Source organism: Desulfoluna sp. HI9BLuna (assembly GCF_056829775.1).
The window spans coordinates 3,660,668-3,683,089 of the sequence record NZ_CP186555.1 but is presented as its reverse complement, the minus strand read 5'-3'; the positions used below and the strand labels follow the sequence as shown (position 1 = coordinate 3,683,089).

Here is a 22,422-nt window from a genome sequence, read left to right as displayed (position 1 = left end):
ACGATATCAGAAAGCACAAAGGAGTCAGGGCATTGACAGATCTACTTGGTGATATGAGACGAACCCACAACTGCTGCGACTTAACCACCGCCCACGTGGGAGAAGAAGTGGTCCTTATGGGCTGGGTACAGACCCGGCGGGACCACGGCGGCGTCATTTTCGTGGACTTGAGAGACCGAAGCGGCATTGCCCAGGTGGTCTTCAGCCCCGAGGTGAACACCGAGGTCCATGAAAAAGCCCACGCCGTCAGGAGCGAATTCGTCCTCGGCGTCCGGGGCACCGTGGCCGCGCGCCCCGCAGACATGGTCAACGACAAAATGGTCACCGGCGCCATCGAGGTGAACGTGGACGAGCTGCGCATCCTGAACCGCGCCGTGACCCCGCCCTTCGCCGTCGAAGACGACATCGAGGTGGGTGAGAACATCCGCCTTAAAAACCGACACATCGACCTGCGGCGTCCCAAGTACCAGAAAAACATCATCGCCCGGCACCAGACCACCCAGGCGGTTCGGAACTACCTCAGCGGCAAAGGGTTCCTCGACATCGAGACCCCCTTCCTCACCAAAAGCACCCCGGAAGGCGCCCGGGACTACCTGGTGCCCAGCCGCGTGAACCAGGGCCTCTTCTACGCCCTGCCCCAGTCACCCCAGCTCTTCAAGCAGCTCCTGATGATGAGCGGCTTCGACCGCTACTACCAGATCGTCAAGTGCTTCCGCGACGAGGACCTGCGCGCCGACCGCCAGCCCGAGTTCACCCAGATCGACATGGAGCTGAGCTTTGTGGGGGAAAAAGAGATCATGTCCATTGCCGAAGGCATGGTCTCAAGCGTCTTTAAAGAGGTGCTGGGTGTGGACCTTGAGCCCCCCTTTGAGCACCTGCTCTACGCCGACGCCATGGACCGCTACGGCCTGGACAAACCCGACCTGCGATTCGACATGGAGCTTAAAGATGTCTCCTCCATCGTGGAGACCTCCGGCTTCAAGGTCTTTGCCGACGTGGTCAAGAAAGGCGGCATGGTCAAGGCCCTCAACGCCAAGGGCTGCATCGACTTCTCCCGCAAGGAGATCGACGATCTCACAAAGTTCGTCTCCATCTACCGCGCCAAAGGCCTGGCCTGGATCAAGGTCAAGGAAAACGAGTGGCAGTCCCCCATCGCCAAGTTCTTCACCGACGACGAGAAGAAGGCCCTTGCCGAGCGCATCGACATGGAGCCCGGCGACCTCATCTTCTTTGTGGCGGACCAGCCCAAGGTGGTCAACGAGTCCCTGGGCAACCTGCGAAACCACCTGGCCGAAAAGCTGGGCCTCATCAACAAGGACGAGTTCCGCTTTGTGTGGGTCACCCACTTCCCCCTCTTCGAATACGACGAGACGGAAAAACGCTACCAGTCCCTGCACCACCCCTTCACCGCACCCCTGGAGGAGGATTACGAGCACATCGAGACCGATCCTTTGAAGCTGCGTTCCAGGGCCTACGACCTGGTTCTCAACGGCTCCGAGATCGGTGGCGGCAGCATCCGTATCCATGACCGTGCCATCCAGGAACGCATGTTCTCGGCCCTGGGCATGGACAAGGAAGAGTACGAGGAGAAGTTCGGCTTCCTCTTAAACGCCCTGGAATCCGGTGCGCCTCCCCACGGCGGCATCGCCTTCGGCCTGGACCGCCTGGTGATGATCCTGTGCGGCATGCCCTCCATCCGGGACGTCATCGCCTTCCCCAAAACCCAGAAGGCCTCCTGCATGCTCACCGACGCCCCTTCCGAGGCGGGCATGGCACAGCTCAACGAATTGGCCCTTCGAATCAAGAAAATCGAATCGTAGAGCAATTCAAGTCAGATACCCCCGACACCGGTTTCCCGCCGGTGCCTGGGGCAAAAAAAACAGGGTCCTCGCCCTGTTTTTTAATTGACACCGCCCGGAGTTCGGGCTAAATAGTCTGAGTCTTTTGACTGATCCCCAGTAGCTCAGTCGGCAGAGCAAGTGGCTGTTAACCACTGGGTCCGCGGTTCAAATCCGTGCTGGGGAGCCAAAAAACAACTGTCTGTTTCAGACAGCGCCGATATAAAAAACCTCGAAGGCTTAAGTCTTCGGGGTTTTTTTGTGCCCTTTTGCCCACCAAATCGATAACCTCCTGAAAAAACGTTCCAATACACCACACATGACCATTTCTTGGCGGAACACGATATGGTATAAAAGGAGAGCGTTTCCTTTCCCCCCTTTGCAGAGGCTCACCGGACACCACGGCATACCACAGCAAAGCCCCTTGAAAGGCCCGCCTCGGTTTCCGTGGGAACCCCCGTGGGCCGGGCAAAACAAACACAACCCGACAATTGAACGACGCGGGCGGTCTCAACCTGCTGATCTGCCCATCGCCTTTGGCGGCCGCGTCACCCCAAGGAGATAGGCCATGGCCCGCTCCACACGGGAATTTTTCATTGAGCAACGCCCCCACTCCGGCCAGTGGCTGTCCACGGCCCTGGGGCTCGGCGGTGCGATCCCCCTCATGGGCACTCTGTTCATCGGCACCCGCTACCCGGACTGGCGTCTCGTCTCCCAGCCCCTCCACACCTCCCTGGAAGTGGCCGGGGCCACCCTCGGCCTGGTGCTGGCCGCCCTCCTCCTCCTGAGCCAGGAAAAAACCACCACCCGAAGGATGTGGATCGCCCTGGCCCTCATTGCCATGGCCGTCTTCGACATCTTCCACAGCTGCACCCCCGAGGGCCGGGCCTTCATCTGGTTTCGAAGCCTCTCCGTATTGACAGGTGGCCTCTTTTTCGCCCTGGTCTGGTTCCCCGACCGCCCCCTCTCCCGGACCACGGTGCTGGTGGCAGCCAACGCAACCCTTCTCGCCTCGGTGGCCGCAGGCACGCTCATCACCACCTGGCCCCAGGGCCAGCCGCTTCCCCAGGCAGGCTCACCAGGCCTCTCCCCCGCCGACATCACGGCCCTTGCAGGGGGCCTTCTTATCCTCATGGCCGCCCTCAACTTTGCGGTGAACTACAACCGGACCAGGCAGCAGGAAGAGCTCCTCTTCCTGCTTCTGGCCCTTTTGTTCGGCATCTCCGGCATGTTGTTCTCCGTTACCACCTCCTGGAAGGCGGGCTGGTGGTTCTGGCACCTCCTGCGGTTTTCCGGGTACCTCATCGCCTTTCTCCTGGCCCTTGTGGCCTACCGCAAAACAGAACAGGAGATGCTCCGCACCCATGCCGAGCTGGACACCCTCTTCCATGTGGGGGTGGACGGCAAACGCATGGTGGACAGCCACTTCAACCAGGTGCAGGCCAACGACACCCTGGCGGCCCTGGCCGGAGGCGCCCCCCCGGGACCCGGCCCTGTGAAATGCTACGAGTCCTTCGGCGGCCCCCTGTGCCACACCGATGCCTGCCCCCTCACCCAGATGAAAACAGGGGCCACCACCCACATCCACACCGAGGTGGAAAAAAAACACCCCGACGGTACCCAGGCCTTTTACCTCCTCAACGCCATGCGCCTTGAAAAACCCGACGGGACCTTCGGGGGCATCATCGAAAGCTTCTGGGACATCACCGACCGCAAAAAAACGGCCCGGGCCCTGGAAGACCAAAATGACCTGAAAACCGGCCAGGCACAACTCTCCCACCTCATGCAGAGCGAGTCGGACCCCGAGGCCCTCTGCCGCCGGATCATCACCTTTCTCTGCAAGTATTTAGGCGCCGTCACCGGCCTGATCTATCTGGCCGACGAGACCGGGACCCTACGCCTGGTGGCCAGCTACGCCCACAAGCGGCGCAAGCACCTGGCATCCGCATACCGTCCCGGCGAAGGGCTCGTGGGCCAGGCCGCCCTGGAAAAAGAGGAGATCATCCTCACCCAGGTCCCTGAAGGCTATATCACCATCGAGTCGGGCCTGGGCACGGCAGCCCCCACCACCCTGTGCATCAAACCCGTGATCCGCAACGACCAGGTCAAAGCGGTTCTGGAGCTCGGCACCCTCACCACCTTTTCGGAGTCCCAATCCCAGTTCCTGGATCTGGTGACAGGCAGCATCGCCCTGGCCGTGGAAAACACCCAGGGCCGGACACGGCTTGCCCTCTCCCTGGAAGAGTCTGAAAAGCTGTCGGAAGAGCTCCGGGCCCAGCAGGAGGAGCTTCGCCAGTCCAACGAAGAGCTGGAAGGGCAGGCATCGACTCTGTTGCGCTCCGAAGAGCGGCTCAAAGAGCAGCAGGAAGAGCTCAAAGCCATCAACGAAGAGCTGGAAGAGAAAAACGAGCTCCTCCAGCGCCAGGCCCGGGAGATGCTTGCCGTTAAAAGAGAGACCGAAGAGAAGGCCGAAGCACTGGCCCTGGCCAGCTCCTACAAATCGGAGTTTCTGGCCAACATGTCCCATGAGCTCCGCACCCCCTTGAACAGCCTGCTGCTCCTGGCCCGATCCCTTGCCGACAACAAGGAGGAGACCCTGACATCCGGGCAGGTGGAATCTGCCGAGGTCATCCACGCCAGCGGCACAGACCTGCTCAACCTCATCAACGGCATCCTCGACCTCTCCAAAATCGAGGCCGGGCGCATGGAGCTGGCCCCGGTCACCGTGGATCTCAAAGAGTTCACGTCCGATATCCAGGCCGGGTTCCGGCACCTGGCAAGAGAAAAAGGCCTCGAACTCGTGACATCAGTCTCACCGGAAGCCCCGGCGCACATCGTCACGGACCGAAAGCGCCTGGACCAGATCATCAACAACCTCATGGCCAATGCCATCAAGTTCACGGCATCGGGGCGTGTCACCCTCACCGCCGCCCCCTGCCCCGAAGGCGTCCGGCTCCTTCAATCAAAGCTCACGCCCCAGACCACCCTGGCCCTGTCCGTAACCGACACGGGTATCGGCATCGAAGAGAGCCGCCAGCAAATCATCTTCGACGCCTTTCAACAGGCCGACGGAACCACCACCCGGCGCTACGGAGGCACGGGACTGGGCCTCTCCATCGCCCGAAAGCTCGCCACCCTCCTGGGGGGCGAAATACAGCTCACCAGCCAGCCGGGCAAGGGAGCCACCTTCACCCTTTTCCTCCCCGTCTCCCTGCCGTCCAGGCAGCCCGTCCCGGAACCGATCCCGTCCCCCGACATCGCCCCCCCTGCCCCCTCACCGGTACAGGATGACCGGGAGGCCCTGGACTCGGAAGACAGGATCATCCTCGTCATTGAGGACGACCCCGTCTTTGCCCGGCACCTCTGCACCACATGCAGGGACAAAGGGTTCAAGTGCCTGACCGCCCCATCCGGAGAGGAGGGCCTGGCGCTGCTGAAAACGCACCTGCCCTGCGCCGTGCTCCTGGACATCACCCTTCCGGGGATAGATGGGTGGGCGGTGCTCACCGCCTTAAAAGAAGACCTTCGCACCCGCCACATCCCGGTGCACATCATCTCCGCCCACGACGCAGCAGCGGAAGCCCTCCGCCTGGGAGCCGTGGGGCACGCCACCAAGCCCATGAGCACCGAAGCCCTGGAGAAGACCTTTTCCACCCTGGAAGAGATGACGGCCCAACGTCCCAAGCACGTCCTGGTGGTGGACGACAACCGGGAGACACGTCAAAGCGTGGTGGGACTCATCGGATGTGAAGGGGTGCGCACCACGGAAGCGACCTCGGCCTCTGAGGCCATGGACGCCCTTCGAGCCAGGCAGTTCCACTGCATCATCCTCGACCTGGGCCTGCCGGACATGGACGGCCTGGAACTCCTGCGCGCCCTCCGCGCCGAGGGGGTGCCCCTCCCACCGGTGATTATCTACACGGCCCGAAACCTCACCGCCGAACAGGAGATGGGCATCCGGGAACACGCCGATGCCATCATCGTAAAGGACGTCCGCTCCCAGGAAAGACTCCTGGACGAAGTCTCCCTGTTCCTCCACCAGGTGGTGAGCCGCATGCCGGACCGGCAAAAACAGATCATCACCAACCTCCACGACACCGATGCCCTTTTGCGGGACAAAAAGGTGCTCATTGTCGACGACGACATGCGCGCCACCTTTGCCCTTTCCAAACTCCTGCGGGAGAGGGGCATGATTCCCCTGAAGGCAGACAACGGGGAGCGGGCCCTGAAGGTCCTGTCCCGGGAGCCCGACCTGCACCTGGTGCTCATGGATGTCATGATGCCCGTAATGGACGGGTTCGAAACCATCAGGAGAATCCGCGCCCAAGAGGCCTTCCGGAACCTGCCCATCATCGCCCTCACCGCCAAGGCCATGAAAGAAGATCGCACCAAATGCCTTGCCAGCGGTGCCAGCGACTACATGCCCAAACCCGTGGACCCCCACCGCCTCATCTCCATGATGCGCGTGTGGCTTCACCGATAGAAAGGAACCCATCAAGCGCCTCTGCTGACGAAAAGGCACAAACCGACACCCAGTCAACGCTCATGGGAAACGTTGCAAGGACCCTTCGATGACACACACCACGGACACCCCCAGCCCCGCCCCCACGGAACCCTGCTCCTGGGCGCACAGGCAGAAAATCCTCATTGTCGACGACAAGCAGGAGAACCTCATTGCCCTCAGGAAGACCCTCACCTGCCTGGATGTGGAGATCATCGAAGCCTCAAGCGGCAACCAGGCCCTTGTGGCCACCCTGGACAACGATTTTGCCGTGGCCGTCGTGGATGTAAAGATGCCGGGCATGGACGGTTACGAGCTGGCGGCAATCCTCAGGGGAGAGGAGCGAACCCGGGTGCTTCCCATCATCTTCAACACCGCCGCCACAGCCGATGAGCACCAGGCATTCAAGGGGTATGAGGCCGGGTGCATCGATTACATCGTCAAGCCCGTTGACCCGGCCATCCTCATCGGGAAAGTCCGCACCCTGCTGGAACTCGACACCCACCGAAGGCAGCTTGAGAAGATGGTGGAAGCGCGCACCCTCCAGCTCAGCCACCTCAACTCCGTGCTCCTGGGCATCCGCCATGTCAACCAGCTCATCGTCCGGGAGAAAAAACCCGCCCGACTCATCCGGGACGCCTGCCGAAAACTCATCGAGACCCGGGGCTTCCACTTTGCCTTCATCACCCTTCTGGATGCCTCGGGAAAACTGGAAACCGCGGCGGAGACCGGCCTTGGCAACGATTTCCCCCCGTTTCTGGACAACCTCAAAGCCGGCACATTGTCCCGATGCTATGAAAAAGCCCTGATCCAGCCGACCCCTGTTCTCACGCGCCTTCCCCACGCAGACTGCGCCGACTGTCCCCTGTCCGGGAAGGGCCGCGACCACGCCTCCATCACCATCCGACTGGAGCATGCCGACAGGGTCTACGGTCTCATGACCCTGGCCATGCCGCGCCAGCTGGCAAGTGACCTGCACGAACTGAGTCTCCTGGAGGAAGCCGGGGGAGACCTCGCCTTTGCCTTGCACACCATCGAAAAAGAGCTCCGTCTTCGCATGGTCCTGGACAACATGCGGGACGTGATCTGGCTCATGGACATGAACCTGTACCCCATCTGGATCAGCGCCGCACGCAGCCGCGGGTACACCTCAGAAGAGCTCAAAGGCCTGCCCCTGTCAAAACAGATGACCCCGGACTCCTACCGTCGGGTGATGGAGGCGTACAACACCACCATCACCCCGGAAAACCTCATCGACCCCCGAAAAAAGCTCTCCATCACCATGGAGATCGAGTTCACGAAAAAAGACGGCTCTTCGGCCTGGGCGTCGGCCACCTTTGCCGTGGTAAGGGATGACGCAGGTACCCCCATCGGCATCGTGGGATCAAGCCACGACATCGGCGAACTCAAAGCATCGGAGGCAGCCCTCATGATGAAGACGCGGGCCCTTACCGAACGGGTCAAGGAGCTCCATTGCCTCTACGAGGTGTCCCGGCTCGCGGCGGACTCCACCGCACCGGTCAGGGAGGTGCTGCAGGAGGTGGTCTCCCTCATTCCCGCAGGCTGGTTCTACCCGGAACTCACCTGCGCCCGCATCACCTGCCACCGCCAACGCTTCACCAGCGCGGGCTTCCGGGAAACGCCCTGGACCCTCTCCGCAGAAATCCTGGTGTCGGGTGAGAAGGTGGGCCAGGTGGAGGTCTTTGTCCTCAAAGAGTGCCCGTCCCTGGACGAGGGCCCTTTCCTGAAGGAAGAGAGGGAACTCATCGACAACCTGGCCCGGCGGTTGGGGACCATGCTGGAGGCACGGCGTGCCCGAAGTCGGGACAGGCTGGCCCGGGATGTGCTGGAACTGCTCAACCGCAAGGAGCACTCACCGGACTTTCTGGACGAGATCCTTTCCATCATCCGTCGCAGCACCCATGTGGAAGCCCTGGGCATCCGGCTGCGGGACGGCGACGAGAGTCCCTACGGACACACCCAGGGGTTCCCCGAGCATTTTATCCAGACCGAAACCCTCCTGTGCAGGCGAGACGCCGACGGAAGTGCCCTCCGAGACAACAAGGGAGAGGCCCTGCTGGAAGGTCTCTGCGGCCGCGTGCTCTCAGGAGACACAGCGCCCCTGCCCCCCGCGTTCACCGACGGGGGAAGCTTCTGGACCAACAGCACCGAAACCTGGGGCCAATCCGCCCCCTCAGCCATACAGGAAACCTGCCCCAGAAACCTCTGCAGCACCCAGGGGTTTCAGTCGGTGGCCCTGATCCCCCTGAAGGCGGATGAACAGATCCTGGGCCTGCTCCACCTGGGGGACTCCCGCCCCGGCTGTTTCAACCGGGAGATGATCCATTTCCTTGAAGGCCTGGGCACCAGCATCGGCATCGCCCTTGCCAAAAGCCGCGTGGAAGGGGCCTTAAGGGAGAGCGAAACCCTGCTCAACGAAATGGGGGCCATGGCCAAGGTGGGCGGCTGGGAGCTGGACCTGTCCACCCGAGCCATGCGCTGGACCCGGGAAACCTACCGCATCCACGAGATCCCCGAGGGCAAATCAGTGACCCTTGCCGAAGCCCTGGCCTTTTGCGACACCGCATCCAGGCCCGCCATGGAACAAGCCCTTGCCTCCTGCCGGGAAACAGCCACCCCCTTTGATCTCGAGCTCCACGTCACCACGGCGGGGGGCCGGAACCTCCAGGCCCGCGTCACGGGCCGTGCCGCAGGCCCTGCGGGCAAGGTCGAAAAACTGACCGGCACATTCCAGGACATCACCAAGCACAAAAAACTGGAGGAGCAGCTCCACCAGGCCATGAAAATGGAGGCCATCGGACGGCTGGCCGGTGGGGTGGCCCATGACTTCAACAACGCCCTGACCCCCATCCTGGCGGTGAGCGACATGCTCCTCAGCGATCTCTCCCCGGGAGAGCCCATGCACGAGGATATCCGTGAAATCCAGGAAGCGGCTGATCGATGCGCCCGCCTCACCCGGCAGCTCCTTGCCTTCGGCCGCAGGCAGCCCATGCGGCTCACCTGCCTGAACCTGAACACGGTGGTCACCCGCATGGAAAAAATGCTCTCCCGCGTCATCGGAGAAGACATCAAACTCGTAAAACGCCTCACCCCGGACCTCGGCAACACCCGGGCAGACGAGAGCAAAATCGAGCAGATCATCGCCAACCTGGCCGTCAACGCCCGGGACGCCATGCCCCGCGGAGGAACCCTCACCATCGAGACCCGCAACGTCACCGCCGATACAGGGCCCGACGGTCCCGACACCAGGCCGCCGGAGCCCATGGTGATGCTCGTCTTGACCGATACCGGAGACGGCATGGACGAAAAGACGCAGGCCCACATCTTCGACCCTTTTTTCACCACCAAGGAAAACGGCAAGGGCACGGGCCTCGGGCTTTCCACCGTCTACGGCATCGTCAAACAGAGCCAGGGGAACATCCGGGTCCAGAGCAAGCCGGGGCAAGGAACATGCTTCCGGGTCTGCCTGCCCCGGGTTAACGACGAGTCGACCAGCTGCCCGTCACCACCCCGGGACCCGGCCCCCAAACCCAGCTCCCGGGGCACCGAGACCATCCTGCTGGTGGAAGACGAAGAGAGCGTCCGGCGGACCGCCCGGCGCATCCTGGCCGCAAAGGGCTATACCGTTTTGGAAGCAGGTCACGGCGAAGAGGCCATCACACGCTTCAAGGGCCACACCGGGGCCATCCACATCCTGGTCACCGACGTCATCATGCCGGGCATGAGCGGCAAGGAGGTGGCCGACCACCTGGTGACCTTGGCCCCGGCCTTGAAGGTATTGTACGTATCCGGGTACACGGACAACGTCATCAGCCGCCGGGGTGTCCTCGACAACGGCACCTCGTTTATCCAGAAACCCTTTACCTCAGAGGACCTTGCCGCCAAGGTTCGGAAGGTCCTGGACAGCTAAAGGGCATGGGGATGCATTTTTCTATTGACACCACCGGCAAATCACACTAAATAGTCCGAGTCTTTTGACTGATCCCCAGTAGCTCAGTCGGCAGAGCAAGTGGCTGTTAACCACTGGGTCCGCGGTTCAAATCCGTGCTGGGGAGCCAAAAACAACTGTCCGTTTCGGACAGAGCCGATATATAAAAACCCCGAAGGCTTAAGCCTTCGGGGTTTTTTTGTTTGGTCTGCCGGTTCAACGCATGGAAAAACATAAAAAAGTCCCCCACATGGGCTCAAATCCCTTGACAGCGTCAACCAAATAGCTATATTCACAAATAACGATTTATGTAAAACCTTCGTACCATGAGAGATGACCGGCCTGTCCCTTTCTCCCCACAGGCAGCCATCCAGCTTTTTGAATCGCTAAATGGCGATATATAGTTTCACAGAGACACAAATAAGGATATCAATCATGACCCACCAGCTCCTGACAGGCACGCCGTGCCCATGCAAAAAAGAGGCAACCGGCCGTGACACCGCGTCTGCCCCCGGAGAAGAAAAATCAAAGACACCTGCCATGATCACGGCAAGCGCCCTGGGCATCGCCCTCTGGTTTGTGGTTTACCTGAACCTTACCCCCCTGGCCGAGGCCATCACGGCATTTTTATCGGCCATGACGGGCTTTTCGCGGGAAAGCCACCTGGGAAGCGCCCTTGCCTTCTTCATCTACGAAGTGCCCAAGGTACTTATGCTCCTCACCCTGGTGGTCTTTGCCGTGGGCATTGTCCGCTCGTTTTTTACCCCGGAAAAAACCCGGGCCATGCTGGCAGGAAAAGGGGCCTTCACCGGAAACATCCTGGCCGCCCTGCTGGGCATTGTCACCCCCTTCTGCTCCTGTTCCGCCGTCCCCCTTTTCCTGGGCTTCGTCACCACCGGTGTCCCCTTGGGGGCGACCTTCTCCTTTCTCATTGCCGCTCCCATGGTCAACGAAATCGCCCTGGTTCTCCTGTACGGCCTCTTCGGGTGGAAGGTGGCGGCCCTTTACCTCGGCACCGGCCTGGCCATTGCCATGACCGCCGGGTGGATCATCGGCAAGCTTAAGATGGAAGGCCACCTGGAGTCCTGGGTCCACGAGATCCAGGCAGGAGCCGGGCCCATGGCTGAAGACACGTTGACCTGGGCGGATCGCATCGGCTCCGGCGTCGAGGCCGTGGGGGAAATCCTCGGAAAAGTCTGGCTCTATGTCATCCTGGGCATCGCCGTGGGGGCCGGCATCCACGGCTACGTCCCCGAAGGGGTCATGGCCGGGTTCATGGGCAAGTCGGCCTGGTGGTCGGTTCCCCTGTCGGTTCTTCTCGGCATCCCCATGTACTCCAACGCCGCCGGTATCATCCCCATTGTCCAGGCCCTCCTGGGCAAGGGCGCGGCCTTAGGGACCGTCCTGGCTTTCATGATGTCGGTCATCGCCCTCTCCCTTCCCGAGATCATCATCCTCAGGAAGGTTCTCAAACCCAGATTGATCGCCACCTTCATCGGGGTGGTGGGCACCGGCATCCTTCTGGTGGGATACCTCTTCAACCTCATCATCGCATAGCACGGGGGATCAGCATGGATCACATCACGAAACTACGCGTCGGTAAAAACACCATCGGCATCCGGGGCCTCAAAGAGGCCCTTGCCGAGGCAGCGGAGAAATTTAACGGCAACCCCGACACCGCGGCGGGACGTGTTCTCCTTGAAAAACTCTCGGCAAAAAACTACATCGCCCCGGCGGCCGCCCCCACCTATGAGAAAGCCTTTCACAGAGCCTACCTCCGGCACATCGGCGCACCGGAAGACGACGCCGTACCCGCAGGGCTGGTTGAGATCAAGGTCCTGGGCCCGGGGTGCCCCCAATGCGAACGCCTGGAGCGATTGGTCATGACCGTGATGACCGAGACCGGTATCCAAGCGGACTTAGACCATGTCCGGGACCTCACGGAGATTGCATCCTACGGGGTCATGGGCACCCCTGCCCTCATCATCAACCGGGAGGTCAAAGCCGTGGGCAAGGTGCCTTCCAAGATCAACCTGACGGCCTGGGTCACAGAGGCCTCAGCCGGAGGCTAAGGAAAGGCTTCCCGAAAGAAAACCCGGGGCGTTGTCCCCGGGCTTCACAAAACCCTTGTTTGAAACAAATGGAGTATGTCCCATGTCTGAGTCCACCATCAAACGACTCTCTTTTCTTGACCGATACCTCACCTTCTGGATCTTCCTGGCCATGGCCGTGGGGATCGGAGGGGGATACCTTGTTCCCGAGGTACAAAACATCATCACCCGGTTTTCCGTCGGAACCACCAACATTCCCATTGCCGTGGGCCTCATTCTCATGATGTACCCGCCCCTGGCCAAGGTGAAATACGAAAAGCTGGGCCTGGTGTTCAAAAACACACGGGTCCTCGCCCTCTCCCTTGTCCAGAACTGGGTCATCGGACCCGTTCTCATGTTTCTCCTCGCCATGGCCTTCTTGTCCGGGCACCAGGAGTATATGGTGGGGCTCATCCTGATCGGGCTGGCCCGCTGCATCGCCATGGTCATTGTCTGGAACGACCTGGCCGGGGGAGACACCGAGTACTGCGCGGGGCTCGTGGCCTTCAACTCGGTGTTTCAGGTGCTCTTCTTCCCGGTGTATGCTTGGCTCTTTATCACCGTTCTGCCGGCGCTCCTCGGCCATGAAGGCATGGCCGTCGACATCGCCATGGGCCAGATCGCCGAAAGCGTCTTCATCTACCTGGGCATCCCCTTCATCGCCGGAATGCTCTCCCGGTTCATTGGCCTCAAAACCATCGGTGCGGACCGTTACGAAAACGAATTCATCCCCAGAATCAGTCCCCTGACCCTTGTGGCGCTGCTCTTCACCATCTTCGTCATGTTCTCCCTCAAGGGTGAGTATATTGTCCAGCTTCCCATGGACGTGGTACGCGTGGCTATTCCCCTGTGCATCTATTTCGTGGCCATGTTCTTCGTATCGTTCTGGCTCTCCCTGAAAGCCAAATCCACGTACGGGCAGGCGACCACCTTATCCTTTACGGCCGCCTCCAATAACTTCGAGCTGGCCATTGCCGTTGCCGTTGCTGTCTTCGGACTCGATTCAGGACAGGCTTTCGCCGCTGTCATCGGCCCCCTGGTGGAGGTGCCCGTCCTCATCGGCCTCGTGAATGCCGCTTTGTGGTTGAAAAAATCCTGGTATCCTGAAACCGACGAGGCCCCGAAGGATGAGGCCCCGCTCCCCGACAACGTCCTGGAATAACGGATGCGACGGGTCAAGCCCTTTACCCGGACACGTCACAAGCTACCGGCCGTTTTGTTCCTCGGGAATCCCGGTGACCTCCAGCCGGGAAAACCGGGAGCAGGCAGCCTCCAGCTCACCTTGTTGCGTTACCCGGTTGACCACAAGATGCCTGCAGGAGATCCCGGCCCGGGCCACGGATGCCACCAGACGTTCCGTCTCGGCCAGGACCATGCTTTCAGGCAGGGCCACGCAGACAAAGGCGGTCCTGTCCCTGTCCTGCAGCGCCCCCTGCATCCTCCGGACACGGCGGGACAGGTCAAGGACCCGTTCGATGGTGGCCGTCAGTTTCACCGCCCCGTGATACTTCCTCAGCACCGCAAAAAAGGCCTTGAGCCACTCCCTCACCAGGCCGGGCATCTCCAGGAATCTAAGCAGGTGGCCGGTGGGGGAGCCGTCCAGGATCAGGATGTCGTGGGCGCCGTCCCCCCTGGCATCCATCACCGCATCCAGGGCCATGATCTCATCGAGGCCCGAGGGCGCCAGGGAGAGGAGTTCTGCCATCACCTCCCGGTCAAAGGCGATGTCCATGCCCCGCCCCGCAAACCGCTTGAAGAGCGTCTGGATCTCTTTTCGGTACCCCTCCTTGAAACGCTCAAACAGCCCATCTGCATTGATCTCATACGCCGAGAGGTTCTCCGTTATGGGCGTGACCCGATCCCCGATGGGTGTGTGATAGGCATCGGACAACGAATGGGCCGGGTCCGTTGAGACAATCAAAAAGCGTTTTCCCTTGAAGCAATCGGCCAGCTGAACCGCCAGGGATGCCGCCACCGTGGTTTTCCCAACGCCGCCCTTGCCCCCCACCACAATGACCTCCAGATCGGCGGCCACCCCGTAGCGAAGAAACCGACACACCGCAGAGTCACAGAGTCCCGAAAGGGTCGATTCCCTTACACGGTCCGGGGCCTGGTCTTTATCCCAAGGCTCCGATGAAGCAGCCCCAAGCTCACGCACCTCACATTCAATGCGGGCCCCCAGGGCCTTCAGGCCGGGGAGCCCTTTTACCTCTGCCCCCTCCTTTGTCACCAGGACCAGGTCATACCGGCGGAACCGCGCCTGGATCGCCCCAAAAATCCCAGCGTTGCCTGCCGGGTCCACCCGGTTCACGAGGATCTCCCGACACGGGATATGGTCGGCTTCAAGGTGCCCCACCAGCCGTTCGGTCTCACGAAAGCTCATGAGTTCCGGGGTCATCACCGGCACAAAGCGGGTACGGTGACCGTTTCTGAAGAGCGTTCCCACCACCTCTATATCCCGGCCCAGACTCTCAAGGAACCGGTCACACCGGTCTTTGGCGTACCTCTTCCCGGAAAAGACCGATGCCATGTAGCGATGCTTGTGCAGCATCAAATCCATCACCCGAATCCACGTGCGCATGTGCTCCGGAAGGGCCAGAAGGCGCAAGGTATGCCCGGTGGGGGCCGTGTCCAGGATCAGGAGGTCACACGCCCCTTCGGCCAGGAGATCTGCCACCTCAAGGACGGCCATCACCTCGTCCAGGCCAGGCATGGACAGGGCGAAAAACCCGGAGATGTCCTCCCGGTCAAAATAGGTCCCCCTCTCGGCGATGGTCTCAAGGATCTCTCCGTTGCGCTCCCTGAAGCGGTTTGCCAATGTTTCCGCACACAACTGGCGGGCAAACAGGTTCCCCTGCCCGTTCAGGGGCACCGGGGTCATGTCATGGAAGACGTCCATGTCCAGGCAATCGGAGAGGGAATGGGCAGGGTCCGTGGAAAGCAGGAGGACCCTGGAGGTTGGACGGGCTTCGGCAAGACAGATGGCGGCAGCCGCAGACAAGGTGGTCTTGCCCACACCGCCTTTTCCGCCGAAGAGAAGAAGTTTCAGGTCAGGGTTATGGAGGTAGTCGGGTTTGATGGGATAACGCGTCCTCTGCGCGGGTTCATAACGGTCCCGGCCATGGGCGGCCGGGACAATGCGAAATCAGAGGCCATGGACGCCCTCGGCCTTTTGCAGGCAGATCTCAAGGAGGGTGTTTTTCAGGCTCACCCGGTGGGCGTCGAACACGACCTTTTCGGGCAGCTCAAACCGCTCCACCCACGGAGCCGTCGGATGACGGGATGCAACGGTCAGCTCCCTGCCCTCCACCCCCACATGAAGATCGCTTCGCCCCACCCCTTTGACATCCAAGATGACCTGATAGTGACCGCCCTCGTCAAAGAGATCCAGCAGGCGTTCGGAGGAAGGGTGCCGCTTCCCCGGGCTTCCGGCAAGCCACCAGCTGAAAAGAACGGCCTCCCCGGACGCCGGGTCCACCCGTTTGCGTTCAAAGGTGAGGATCGGGCAGCCCATGGTCTTGAGGGCCACGGGGTTGATGGCATCCCTGATGTGCATCAGCACGTCCATGTGGTTGTCTGTTCCGCAGACCTCGGCAAGGTCTGCGATCCTTGCGTGGCCCTGTTCCCAGAGATACATGAGGATGGCCCGGCAGCTGTCGTCGAGCTTCCCGGCAAGGGTTTCAATCAGGGGCTCATCCACCTTCAGCAGGGCCATCTGGAACAGCCTGGCTTTCCAGATGGCTGCCCCATTGACAATAAGCCAGACCATCCGGGGGCGCAGGGTTCCGCCGGGGTGGTAACACACCCCCAGGGCATGGCGTTTACGCAGCACATAGTAAAAAGTCCCCATGCGCAGGTCCGAAATGGCCCCCAGGGGAATTTCAAGGAGAACCGTCCTGAGCTGCCAGAAAATCAGCCTCCTGTCCGTGAACAGGCATTCCACAACCTTCCAGCCCGCCCCCGGATGCGCCCTGAAGCCCCCCTGGTCCCTCAAGATAAGGGTCTCATGGGGCTTCAGGGGCGGGGCGGGTTTGGTCAAAGGGGGCATGGAGCTCAATCGGGGTCTCATGGCCTGCTTCCTTTGCATGGGGGTCGGAGGTTGACACAAGGGACTGCAATGCCGCGCAACGGCTCCTGATCTCAAGGGCGCTGCCCCGCTTGAGGGCGTCCCGGCACAGGGCAACATGGGCTTCAATTTCCTTGACCAGGGTCTCGGCAAGGGAGGCTGAAGGGTCCTCCAGAAGCGCCTCCACGGACCGCATCAGGGTCTCTGCCCGAGTGGCGGCCTCGATCTGTTCCCGCTTCTCCAGGTCCCCATGGGCACAGGCCTCGGCATCGGCAAGCACACGGCTCACCTCTTCGTCTTTCAAATCCTTCATGGCTTCCATGGAGAGGGTTTCCCTGGCTTCCGTCTGGAGATTCTCGGCAGAGACCGTGACGATGCCGTCGGCGTCGATGGAAAAGCAGACCTCCACGTGGGCCTGTCCCCGGGGAAGGGGAGGAATGCCCGAGAGCTGAAACGCCCCCAGGCTGATGTTGTCCGAGGCCATCTCCCGCTCCCCCTGCAGCACGTGGATGTCCATGTTCTCCTGATCGTCGCGGGCCGTGGTGAACAGCTCCTGCGCCGAGGTGGGAATGGTGGTATTCCGGGGGATGATGCGGGCAAAGAGCCCGCCCTGGGACTCGATGCCGAGGGACAGGGGAGTGACGTCCACCAGCACCACGTCGCGAATCTGCCCGGTGATGATCCCGGCCTGCACCGCCGCCCCGATGGCCACCACCTCGTCGGGATTGACGCCCAGAAAGGGGCGCTGCCGGAAAAAAGACTCGGCAAGGGCCCGAATACCGGGCATGCGGGTGGCACCGCCCACCAGAAGGACCCTGTCGATACCGGCGGCCGAGAGCCCCGCATCGGAGAGGGCGCGCTCCGTGGGGGCAAGGAGCCGACTTGCCAGGTCGTCGGTTACCGCCTCAAAGGCAGACCGCGTCATGACCTCCTCAAAGGCCGACACGCTTCGGGGCGCCCCGGACAGGTGCTTAAGGGAAAGCCTTGCCACCGGCTTCTCCGACAATCTTTTTTTCACCCCTTCGCACACCAGCCCCACCCGCGCCAGCATCTGGGAATCGCCCCGGATATCCACACCGCACGCCGCCTTGATCCGTGCGGCCACGTGGTCGGCAAAACGCCGGTCCCAGTCGTCCCCGCCGAGGTGGTTGTCCCCGCACACCGCGCGCACCTCAAAAAAACCCTCGGCAAGCTCCAGAACGGAGACGTCAAAGGTGCCTCCCCCTAAATCCCAGACCAGCACCGTGGAGAGTTCCTGACGATGAAGACCGTAAGCCAGGGCCGCGGCCGTGGGCTCGTTGATGATCCTGAGCACCTCAAAGCCAGCTGCCTGTCCAGCCTGACGGGTCTCCTCCCGGGCGGCGTGATGGAAATAGGCAGGCACGGTGATCACCGCCTGGGTCACGGAGCCGCCCAGGGCCTCCTCGGCATCGGCCCTGACCCTTTCCAGAATGGCCGCCGAGATCTCTTTCGGTGACCGGGGCGTCCCCCGGACCATCACCTGCCTGCCGCTGCCCATGAGCCGCTTGACGCTGGAGACCGCATCGCCGCCCCCCTCTGCAAGCCGCTGCCTGGCCGCGCTCCCCACAAGCCGACGCCCGTCCCCGGTCTCCGCATACACCGACGGTGTCAGGCGCTCCCCCTCTTTGTTGGGGATGATGCGGGCCCGTCCGTTGTCCACCACGGCGGCCACCGTGTTGGAGGTTCCAAGGTCGATGCCGATGACTCGGTCCATGGGCTGCCTCATTGTAAGTGATGCGTTACGCAGATGCCTGCTCGCCTATTTGCACACCGTCTCCATGGGAAGCACATCATCGCCGGGTCGGTTCCCCTGCCAGATGGCCTTCCAGACGCCCTTGTCGAGGCTGACACCGGCGTCCACCTCCTGCGCGAGACACTCCTGAAGCCGGGGCGCCTCCCCGCTCCTGAGCTTTTCAATCCGGCCATCCACCATCACCAGGTGGAGTTCTCGGATCTCTGTCTCCTCGCAAGCGGCCTCTTCCGGTACCCCGAACCGGGCAACAGCCTTTAAAGGGGCCTCAAAAAGCATGCGTTCAAAGGGGTGCTGGTAGACAAAGAGCCTCTCCCGGGTAAGGTAGAGGTGCCCGTAGCGCCAGGCCGGATGCAACCCCTCGGAGCAATACCATCCCCCGTGGGCCGAAAAAAGCACCTCCTCCCCGTTGGGGAGCAACACCTCCTTTTGCTGACGCGCTTCGCGCTCCCGGGCCCGCATGCTCTCGTCCAGATCCTTGAGCATCCCGTACTTCACCATGGTCTCCATACCGGCCAGGGCCGCCTTGAGGTTAAGCCCGATAAGGGGAATACCGGCCACGGAAACCACCAGGTCTGCATGGATCACCAGCCCTTTGTCCAGGATGCGGTCCAGGAGATCCACCAGGGTGGCTTTGGTGTGATTTTCGGGCTCCATGGGCTCACGTAAAGCTGTAGGGCGGCCAGGGGCCGGTGAATGTCACGGAGAACCAGGCCATCTCCTGAATACGCTCAAGCTCCCGGCCCAACTCCCCGCTCCTGGCCTCGGGCAGCAGGCAGGCAAGATTCATGATCATCTGCCGGGCAGGGTCCTCGGCCTTTTTCGTCTTCTCGATTTTGACCTCGGTGACGCACCCCTGGATGTCCTTGAAAAATTCCCGGAAATAGTGATCGGCCTTGGTCTCCAGCTCCTTTTTCAGCATCGCCTCGATCTTCTGGCGATGCAGGTAGGCCGCCCCTTTGGGTTTATCCCCCAGGTCTGCTGTCATGTGCCGGACGCTCTCGCTCTCCTGGGCAAGGGTCTCCATCATGGCCGGGGCGTCCCAGAACACCTGCACCCCGTACTCGGCCTGCCCGGCGAAACGGTCCAGCATGGCTGAAAAGTCTTCCCGGCCTTGGCGGAGCCAGGCCGCCACGGTCTCGTCGGTTCCCTGCGCCTCACCCCCTGCCAGGATGGTGTCAAAGGAGAGGGGGATCACCCCGCCGAACTCTCTCCAGGCGCGGTCAATGACCCCCTGATGGGCAAACAGCCACTGCTTTACGGTCTCCTCGTCCGTGGACTCGTAGGGTGCGGCCGTGCAGTCGTGGACCACAGCCCCTAAGCCATCCTCCCAGATGATGCGGACCTCCCTGCCGTCGATGCCCATGGGGCCCAGCACAGGCCCGGCCTCTCCCCGGATCACCGCGTAGACATAGCACCCCTCTCCGGGCTCCCCGAGGTCACGGGGCGTTTCCTCCGGGATCGCTTCCCGGGACGCGGCCTCCTCCGGGGAAGAGGGCCTAGGCTCCGCCGGGGCCTCCACCACTGGGGACGGCACCGGGGGAACCGGTGTCTCCGGGGCCAGCGCCCCGGCAATCTCATCCCGGATCACCCGCTGCAGCTCGGGAACAAAGGCCTCCCGCACAAGCCGCCGGATCTCCGGCCGGTATGCGTCAAGCAGGCTCCGGATCTCTTGCAACACTCGCTCTCTGAGAATGGGGTCCATGGGCAGAAAACCGTTGGGGTGGGTGTGGCTCAACCGGTTGAAACATGCCGTAACGATTCAGTTCAAAATTGCCTCCGGCGGCCCTGCCGGGGCCAAACGTTTAGAAAGTTCGAGAAACAGGCCTTACGTCATTATTTCTAAGGATTCGCCATAGGGTTTCAAGGTGCCCCCACCTTGTTGCCGGAGGCTCGCTTTTTAGGTATGGCCTTATGGCCCGGACCAGCGGTTCGGGTTGATCATTTTCTCCAGGACGTCGTCCACCATCTCGTCCAGGCCGTCGCGCACGTTTTTCACGGCCTCGGAGATGCCCTGCTGGGCCTTGATCTCGGCAATGGCCTCGTCCAGGTCCATCAAGGCCTGGCCCAGCCGGTCCACCTCCTCGTCCGACAGGCTCCCCCCCTCCACCCGCTTCATGGCTTGAAGCCGCAAGGCGTCCTGGATCACTTCCACCAGGGCCACCACCAGCCCCAGCACCCCGTGCTTTAAGTTGTTCTCGTCGATATCAATGGCCATGGGGGTTGCCTTTGTCCGTGCCTTCCGGGGAGAACCCGCAGAGGTAGCACCCGGTCCGTTCCATGGACTCCCGAACCACAAGGCGCCCGCACCCGGGACAGGGAATCTTGTAGACCAGGGGGGCCCGGTTGTCCCCGCCCCCCTCAGGCCCTGCCCCGCACACATAGCACCCGGTGCTGACCAGGACCTTTTTCACCACGCCCTTGCCGCAGGAAGGGCATCGGGTCCAGTACCCGCTCTGCTGCCGAAGGGCCTGCTTCTCCTTCTGCCCCTGGCGGACTTTGTCCATGAGGGTCTTGAACACGGGTTACACCGAGGTGGTAAGGCCGGGGTTCGATTGCCTCGCCTTGGCGCTGATCCAGCCGCACCAGGGGCAACCGGTGGTGATGAGTTCTTCGGCGGGGAGCACCTTCTCGCACTGGGGACAATGCTCTTTGGCCGAAAGGGCCTCGTCCCAGGCCGGGGTCTGGAGCTCGGTGCCGGACGGGAACTCCAGGCCGTACTTGGCCGCGGTCTCAAAGGAGGCCAGGGCCGCCCGGATCCGGATCCCCAAGAGCTCCACCCCGGCCACGGACACGGCAATGTCCGCGTTGATCACCAGCCCCTTGTCCAGAATCCGGTCCACCACATCGGCCAGGCTTCCACTGCTTTCCCGGGTCGGTTCCAGGCTCATATAATCAACCCTCCGGATCGTCGGTGTCGGTACGTTTGCGCATGCGAACCCGCCTGAACTCCGATACCTTTCCCTCGTCGTCGAGCATGGTCTCGTACACCCCCAGGATGTCCAGGCTGTCGGGAATGGCTCTTTTCTCGATGGCTTCGAGCGTCACCCGCCAGCCTTCGGCGTTGGGCTCGGCGCTCACCGTGGAATCGATCTCAAGCCCGATGAGCATGTTGAGCTCCTCGCGGGCTTTCTGAATGGCCTCGGTAAATGAAATCGCCATGGCTGTGTCCTTTTTTGTCCAGGGTTGAAGGGGTTGTTCAACCTTCGTCCATCTCTTTTTTCAAACGCCGAGCCCGGTCCAGCCGGTCCATCAGCGCCTGCTCCTTCCGGTCGAACTCCGCCTCGTCAATCTCCTCCATCTCAAACTGCATCTGGAGGTGCAAAAGCTCTTCATGGATGCCGGCTTCGTCGGTCATCTCCTGAAGCGCCGTGTCCCTCAGCTTTCCGGCCACCCACACGGTCATCTTCACAGGCGCCAGCAATATGTCGTCGAGAATCAGCACCATGGGTCTACCACCTGACCACCAGCTCGATAAAATGATTTGGGGGGACAGGCCCCACATACTTGATCTTCATGCGCCCCTCGGTGCTCTCGTCCAGACGGTGCACCGCCTCATCAAAGGCCCTCTCCTTGTCCCGGGCCACGAGAAAGACGCTGTGGGTGATCATCCGGTCCCCTAAAGGCGGGTTTTTCTTCTGCTCCACCCAGAGCCCGTCGAAAAACGACCCGATACGCGTATCCAGGGCCTCGCGCTTCCGGGCCAGGGCGCCTGCCACCATCTCACCCAGCCGGATCTGCTCCTTGCGCGCCCCGCCTTTCTGCGTATTGAGCCGGTCCCTGAGCCTCTGGATCTGCCGGTTCTCCTCCACAATCTCCCGATATGCCTGGGACGGGTCGGTCCACAGCACCTTGAGACCGAGCTCTACCTTGTCCGCCACGTAGGCCAGCTTTGCCTTGAGCTCATCGTAACGCTCGGCCAGAAGCTTCGTCCGGATGGCCTCTGCCCCGTCGCCCACGGTACCGAACTTCACCGGCAGGATGGGGGTCTCGGCCATCACCTGCTCCATGACGGTCTGGTGGGCCATGGTGTTCTTCCGGTTCACCGCATACTCCGTCACCGGCGACGGGCTCACCACCGCCCCGATGTCCCGGTGGCAGATGATGGACACCTGGCCCCCTTCCTCGTCAATGCCGCCAAGTTCCAGGGTCCGTTCCTCGCCCGTTGCGGCCACTGCATAGATGTATTGGCCCATAGTCACCTTTG

16 protein-coding genes, 2 tRNA genes and 1 pseudogene are annotated in these 22,422 nt (G+C 61.7%); 8 read left to right on the top strand and 11 right to left on the bottom strand.

The annotated features are described in order from the left end of the window. Positions 1-32 precede the first annotated feature (32 nt). From aspS to arsB, 8 genes are all read left to right on the top strand, one after another. Positions 33-1,820 carry an aspartate--tRNA ligase gene (gene aspS, locus ACOYW0_RS14900; protein ID WP_482414637.1) on the top strand — a complete coding sequence of 596 codons (1,788 nt, stop codon included), beginning with the start codon at positions 33-35 and terminating at the stop codon, positions 1,818-1,820. 132 nt (positions 1,821-1,952) lie between these two features. After that, positions 1,953-2,028: transfer RNA gene (locus tag ACOYW0_RS14895), tRNA-Asn, on the top strand. Between the two features lie 378 nt (positions 2,029-2,406). Continuing rightward, positions 2,407-6,321, top strand: coding sequence for a response regulator (locus tag ACOYW0_RS14890; protein WP_482414636.1), 3,915 nt, complete (start codon positions 2,407-2,409; stop codon positions 6,319-6,321). Positions 6,322-6,409: 88 nt separating this feature from the next. Further along, entirely contained in the window at positions 6,410-10,270 is a 3,861-nt protein-coding gene (locus ACOYW0_RS14885) for a response regulator (protein ID WP_482414635.1), read from the top strand. A 72-nt stretch (positions 10,271-10,342) separates the two neighbouring features. Further along, positions 10,343-10,418: transfer RNA gene (locus ACOYW0_RS14880), tRNA-Asn, on the top strand. A 305-nt stretch (positions 10,419-10,723) separates the two neighbouring features. Continuing rightward, positions 10,724-11,845 carry a permease gene (locus ACOYW0_RS14875; RefSeq protein ID WP_482414634.1) on the top strand — a complete coding sequence of 374 codons (1,122 nt, stop codon included), beginning with the start codon at positions 10,724-10,726 and terminating at the stop codon, positions 11,843-11,845. 14 nt (positions 11,846-11,859) lie between these two features. Further along, entirely contained in the window at positions 11,860-12,360 is a 501-nt protein-coding gene (locus tag ACOYW0_RS14870) for a thioredoxin family protein (protein ID WP_482414633.1), read from the top strand. Positions 12,361-12,442: 82 nt separating this feature from the next. Continuing rightward, entirely contained in the window at positions 12,443-13,540 is a 1,098-nt protein-coding gene (arsB, locus tag ACOYW0_RS14865; protein ID WP_482414632.1) for an ACR3 family arsenite efflux transporter, read from the top strand. Positions 13,541-13,582: 42 nt separating this feature from the next. Here arsB and ACOYW0_RS14860 read toward each other — a convergent pair whose 3' ends face one another. The 11 genes and pseudogenes from ACOYW0_RS14860 to ACOYW0_RS14810 all read right to left on the bottom strand — a co-directional run bounded on the left by ACOYW0_RS14860 (position 13,583) and on the right by ACOYW0_RS14810 (position 22,411). After that, on the bottom strand, positions 13,583-15,427 hold the full coding sequence (locus ACOYW0_RS14860; RefSeq protein WP_482418838.1) for an ArsA family ATPase: 1,845 nt from the start codon (positions 15,425-15,427) through the stop codon (positions 13,583-13,585). Between the two features lie 96 nt (positions 15,428-15,523). Continuing rightward, on the bottom strand, positions 15,524-16,447 hold the full coding sequence (locus ACOYW0_RS14855; protein WP_482414631.1) for an Hsp20/alpha crystallin family protein: 924 nt from the start codon (positions 16,445-16,447) through the stop codon (positions 15,524-15,526). Beyond that, complete coding sequence (locus ACOYW0_RS14850; RefSeq protein WP_482414630.1) at positions 16,383-18,179, bottom strand: Hsp70 family protein; 1,797 nt, start codon at positions 18,177-18,179, stop codon at positions 16,383-16,385. The genes ACOYW0_RS14855 and ACOYW0_RS14850 overlap by 65 nt, the downstream gene beginning before the upstream one ends. Positions 18,180-18,224: 45 nt before the next feature. Then, the gene (locus ACOYW0_RS14845) at positions 18,225-18,872 is read right to left on the bottom strand and encodes a gas vesicle protein (protein WP_482414629.1); all 648 of its coding nucleotides are present in this window, start codon (positions 18,870-18,872) and stop codon (positions 18,225-18,227) included. Between the two features lie 4 nt (positions 18,873-18,876). Further along, entirely contained in the window at positions 18,877-19,920 is a 1,044-nt protein-coding gene (locus ACOYW0_RS14840) for a GvpL/GvpF family gas vesicle protein (protein WP_482414628.1), read from the bottom strand. Between the two features lie 207 nt (positions 19,921-20,127). Continuing rightward, positions 20,128-20,433, bottom strand: coding sequence for a gas vesicle protein K (locus ACOYW0_RS14835; RefSeq protein ID WP_180137252.1), 306 nt, complete (start codon positions 20,431-20,433; stop codon positions 20,128-20,130). Then, the gene (locus ACOYW0_RS14830; protein WP_482414627.1) at positions 20,423-20,737 is read right to left on the bottom strand and encodes a hypothetical protein; all 315 of its coding nucleotides are present in this window, start codon (positions 20,735-20,737) and stop codon (positions 20,423-20,425) included. Before ACOYW0_RS14830 ends, ACOYW0_RS14835 begins: the two co-directional genes overlap by 11 nt. A 3-nt stretch (positions 20,738-20,740) precedes the next feature. Beyond that, a complete protein-coding gene (locus ACOYW0_RS14825; RefSeq protein WP_180137254.1) occupies positions 20,741-21,106 on the bottom strand; it encodes a gas vesicle protein in 366 nt (121 codons plus the stop codon). A gap of 4 nt (positions 21,107-21,110) precedes the next feature. Further along, a pseudogene (gene gvpO / locus ACOYW0_RS14820) lies at positions 21,111-21,380 on the bottom strand (gas vesicle protein GvpO); the annotation flags it as partial. 34 nt (positions 21,381-21,414) lie between these two features. Next, positions 21,415-21,663, bottom strand: coding sequence for a gas vesicle protein GvpG (locus ACOYW0_RS14815; RefSeq protein ID WP_180137256.1), 249 nt, complete (start codon positions 21,661-21,663; stop codon positions 21,415-21,417). 4 nt (positions 21,664-21,667) lie between these two features. After that, positions 21,668-22,411 (bottom strand): GvpL/GvpF family gas vesicle protein, encoded by a 744-nt coding sequence (locus tag ACOYW0_RS14810; RefSeq protein WP_482414626.1) that lies wholly within the window; start codon positions 22,409-22,411, stop codon positions 21,668-21,670. Positions 22,412-22,422: the final 11 nt, after the last annotated feature.

Coding starts and splice junctions, on each gene's coding strand:
- ACOYW0_RS14890 (WP_482414636.1), top strand. CDS start 2,407: ATGGCCCGCTCCACACGGGAATTTTTCATTGAGCAACGCCCCCACTCC.
- ACOYW0_RS14885 (WP_482414635.1), top strand. CDS start 6,410: ATGACACACACCACGGACACCCCCAGCCCCGCCCCCACGGAACCCTGC.
- ACOYW0_RS14875 (WP_482414634.1), top strand. CDS start 10,724: ATGACCCACCAGCTCCTGACAGGCACGCCGTGCCCATGCAAAAAAGAG.
- ACOYW0_RS14870 (WP_482414633.1), top strand. CDS start 11,860: ATGGATCACATCACGAAACTACGCGTCGGTAAAAACACCATCGGCATC.
- arsB (WP_482414632.1), top strand. CDS start 12,443: ATGTCTGAGTCCACCATCAAACGACTCTCTTTTCTTGACCGATACCTC.
- ACOYW0_RS14855 (WP_482414631.1), bottom strand. CDS start 16,447: ATGAGACCCCGATTGAGCTCCATGCCCCCTTTGACCAAACCCGCCCCG.
- ACOYW0_RS14850 (WP_482414630.1), bottom strand. CDS start 18,179: ATGGACCGAGTCATCGGCATCGACCTTGGAACCTCCAACACGGTGGCC.
- ACOYW0_RS14845 (WP_482414629.1), bottom strand. CDS start 18,872: ATGGAGCCCGAAAATCACACCAAAGCCACCCTGGTGGATCTCCTGGAC.
- ACOYW0_RS14840 (WP_482414628.1), bottom strand. CDS start 19,920: ATGGACCCCATTCTCAGAGAGCGAGTGTTGCAAGAGATCCGGAGCCTG.
- ACOYW0_RS14835 (WP_180137252.1), bottom strand. CDS start 20,433: ATGGCCATTGATATCGACGAGAACAACTTAAAGCACGGGGTGCTGGGG.
- ACOYW0_RS14825 (WP_180137254.1), bottom strand. CDS start 21,106: ATGAGCCTGGAACCGACCCGGGAAAGCAGTGGAAGCCTGGCCGATGTG.
- ACOYW0_RS14815 (WP_180137256.1), bottom strand. CDS start 21,663: ATGGTGCTGATTCTCGACGACATATTGCTGGCGCCTGTGAAGATGACC.
- ACOYW0_RS14810 (WP_482414626.1), bottom strand. CDS start 22,411: ATGGGCCAATACATCTATGCAGTGGCCGCAACGGGCGAGGAACGGACC.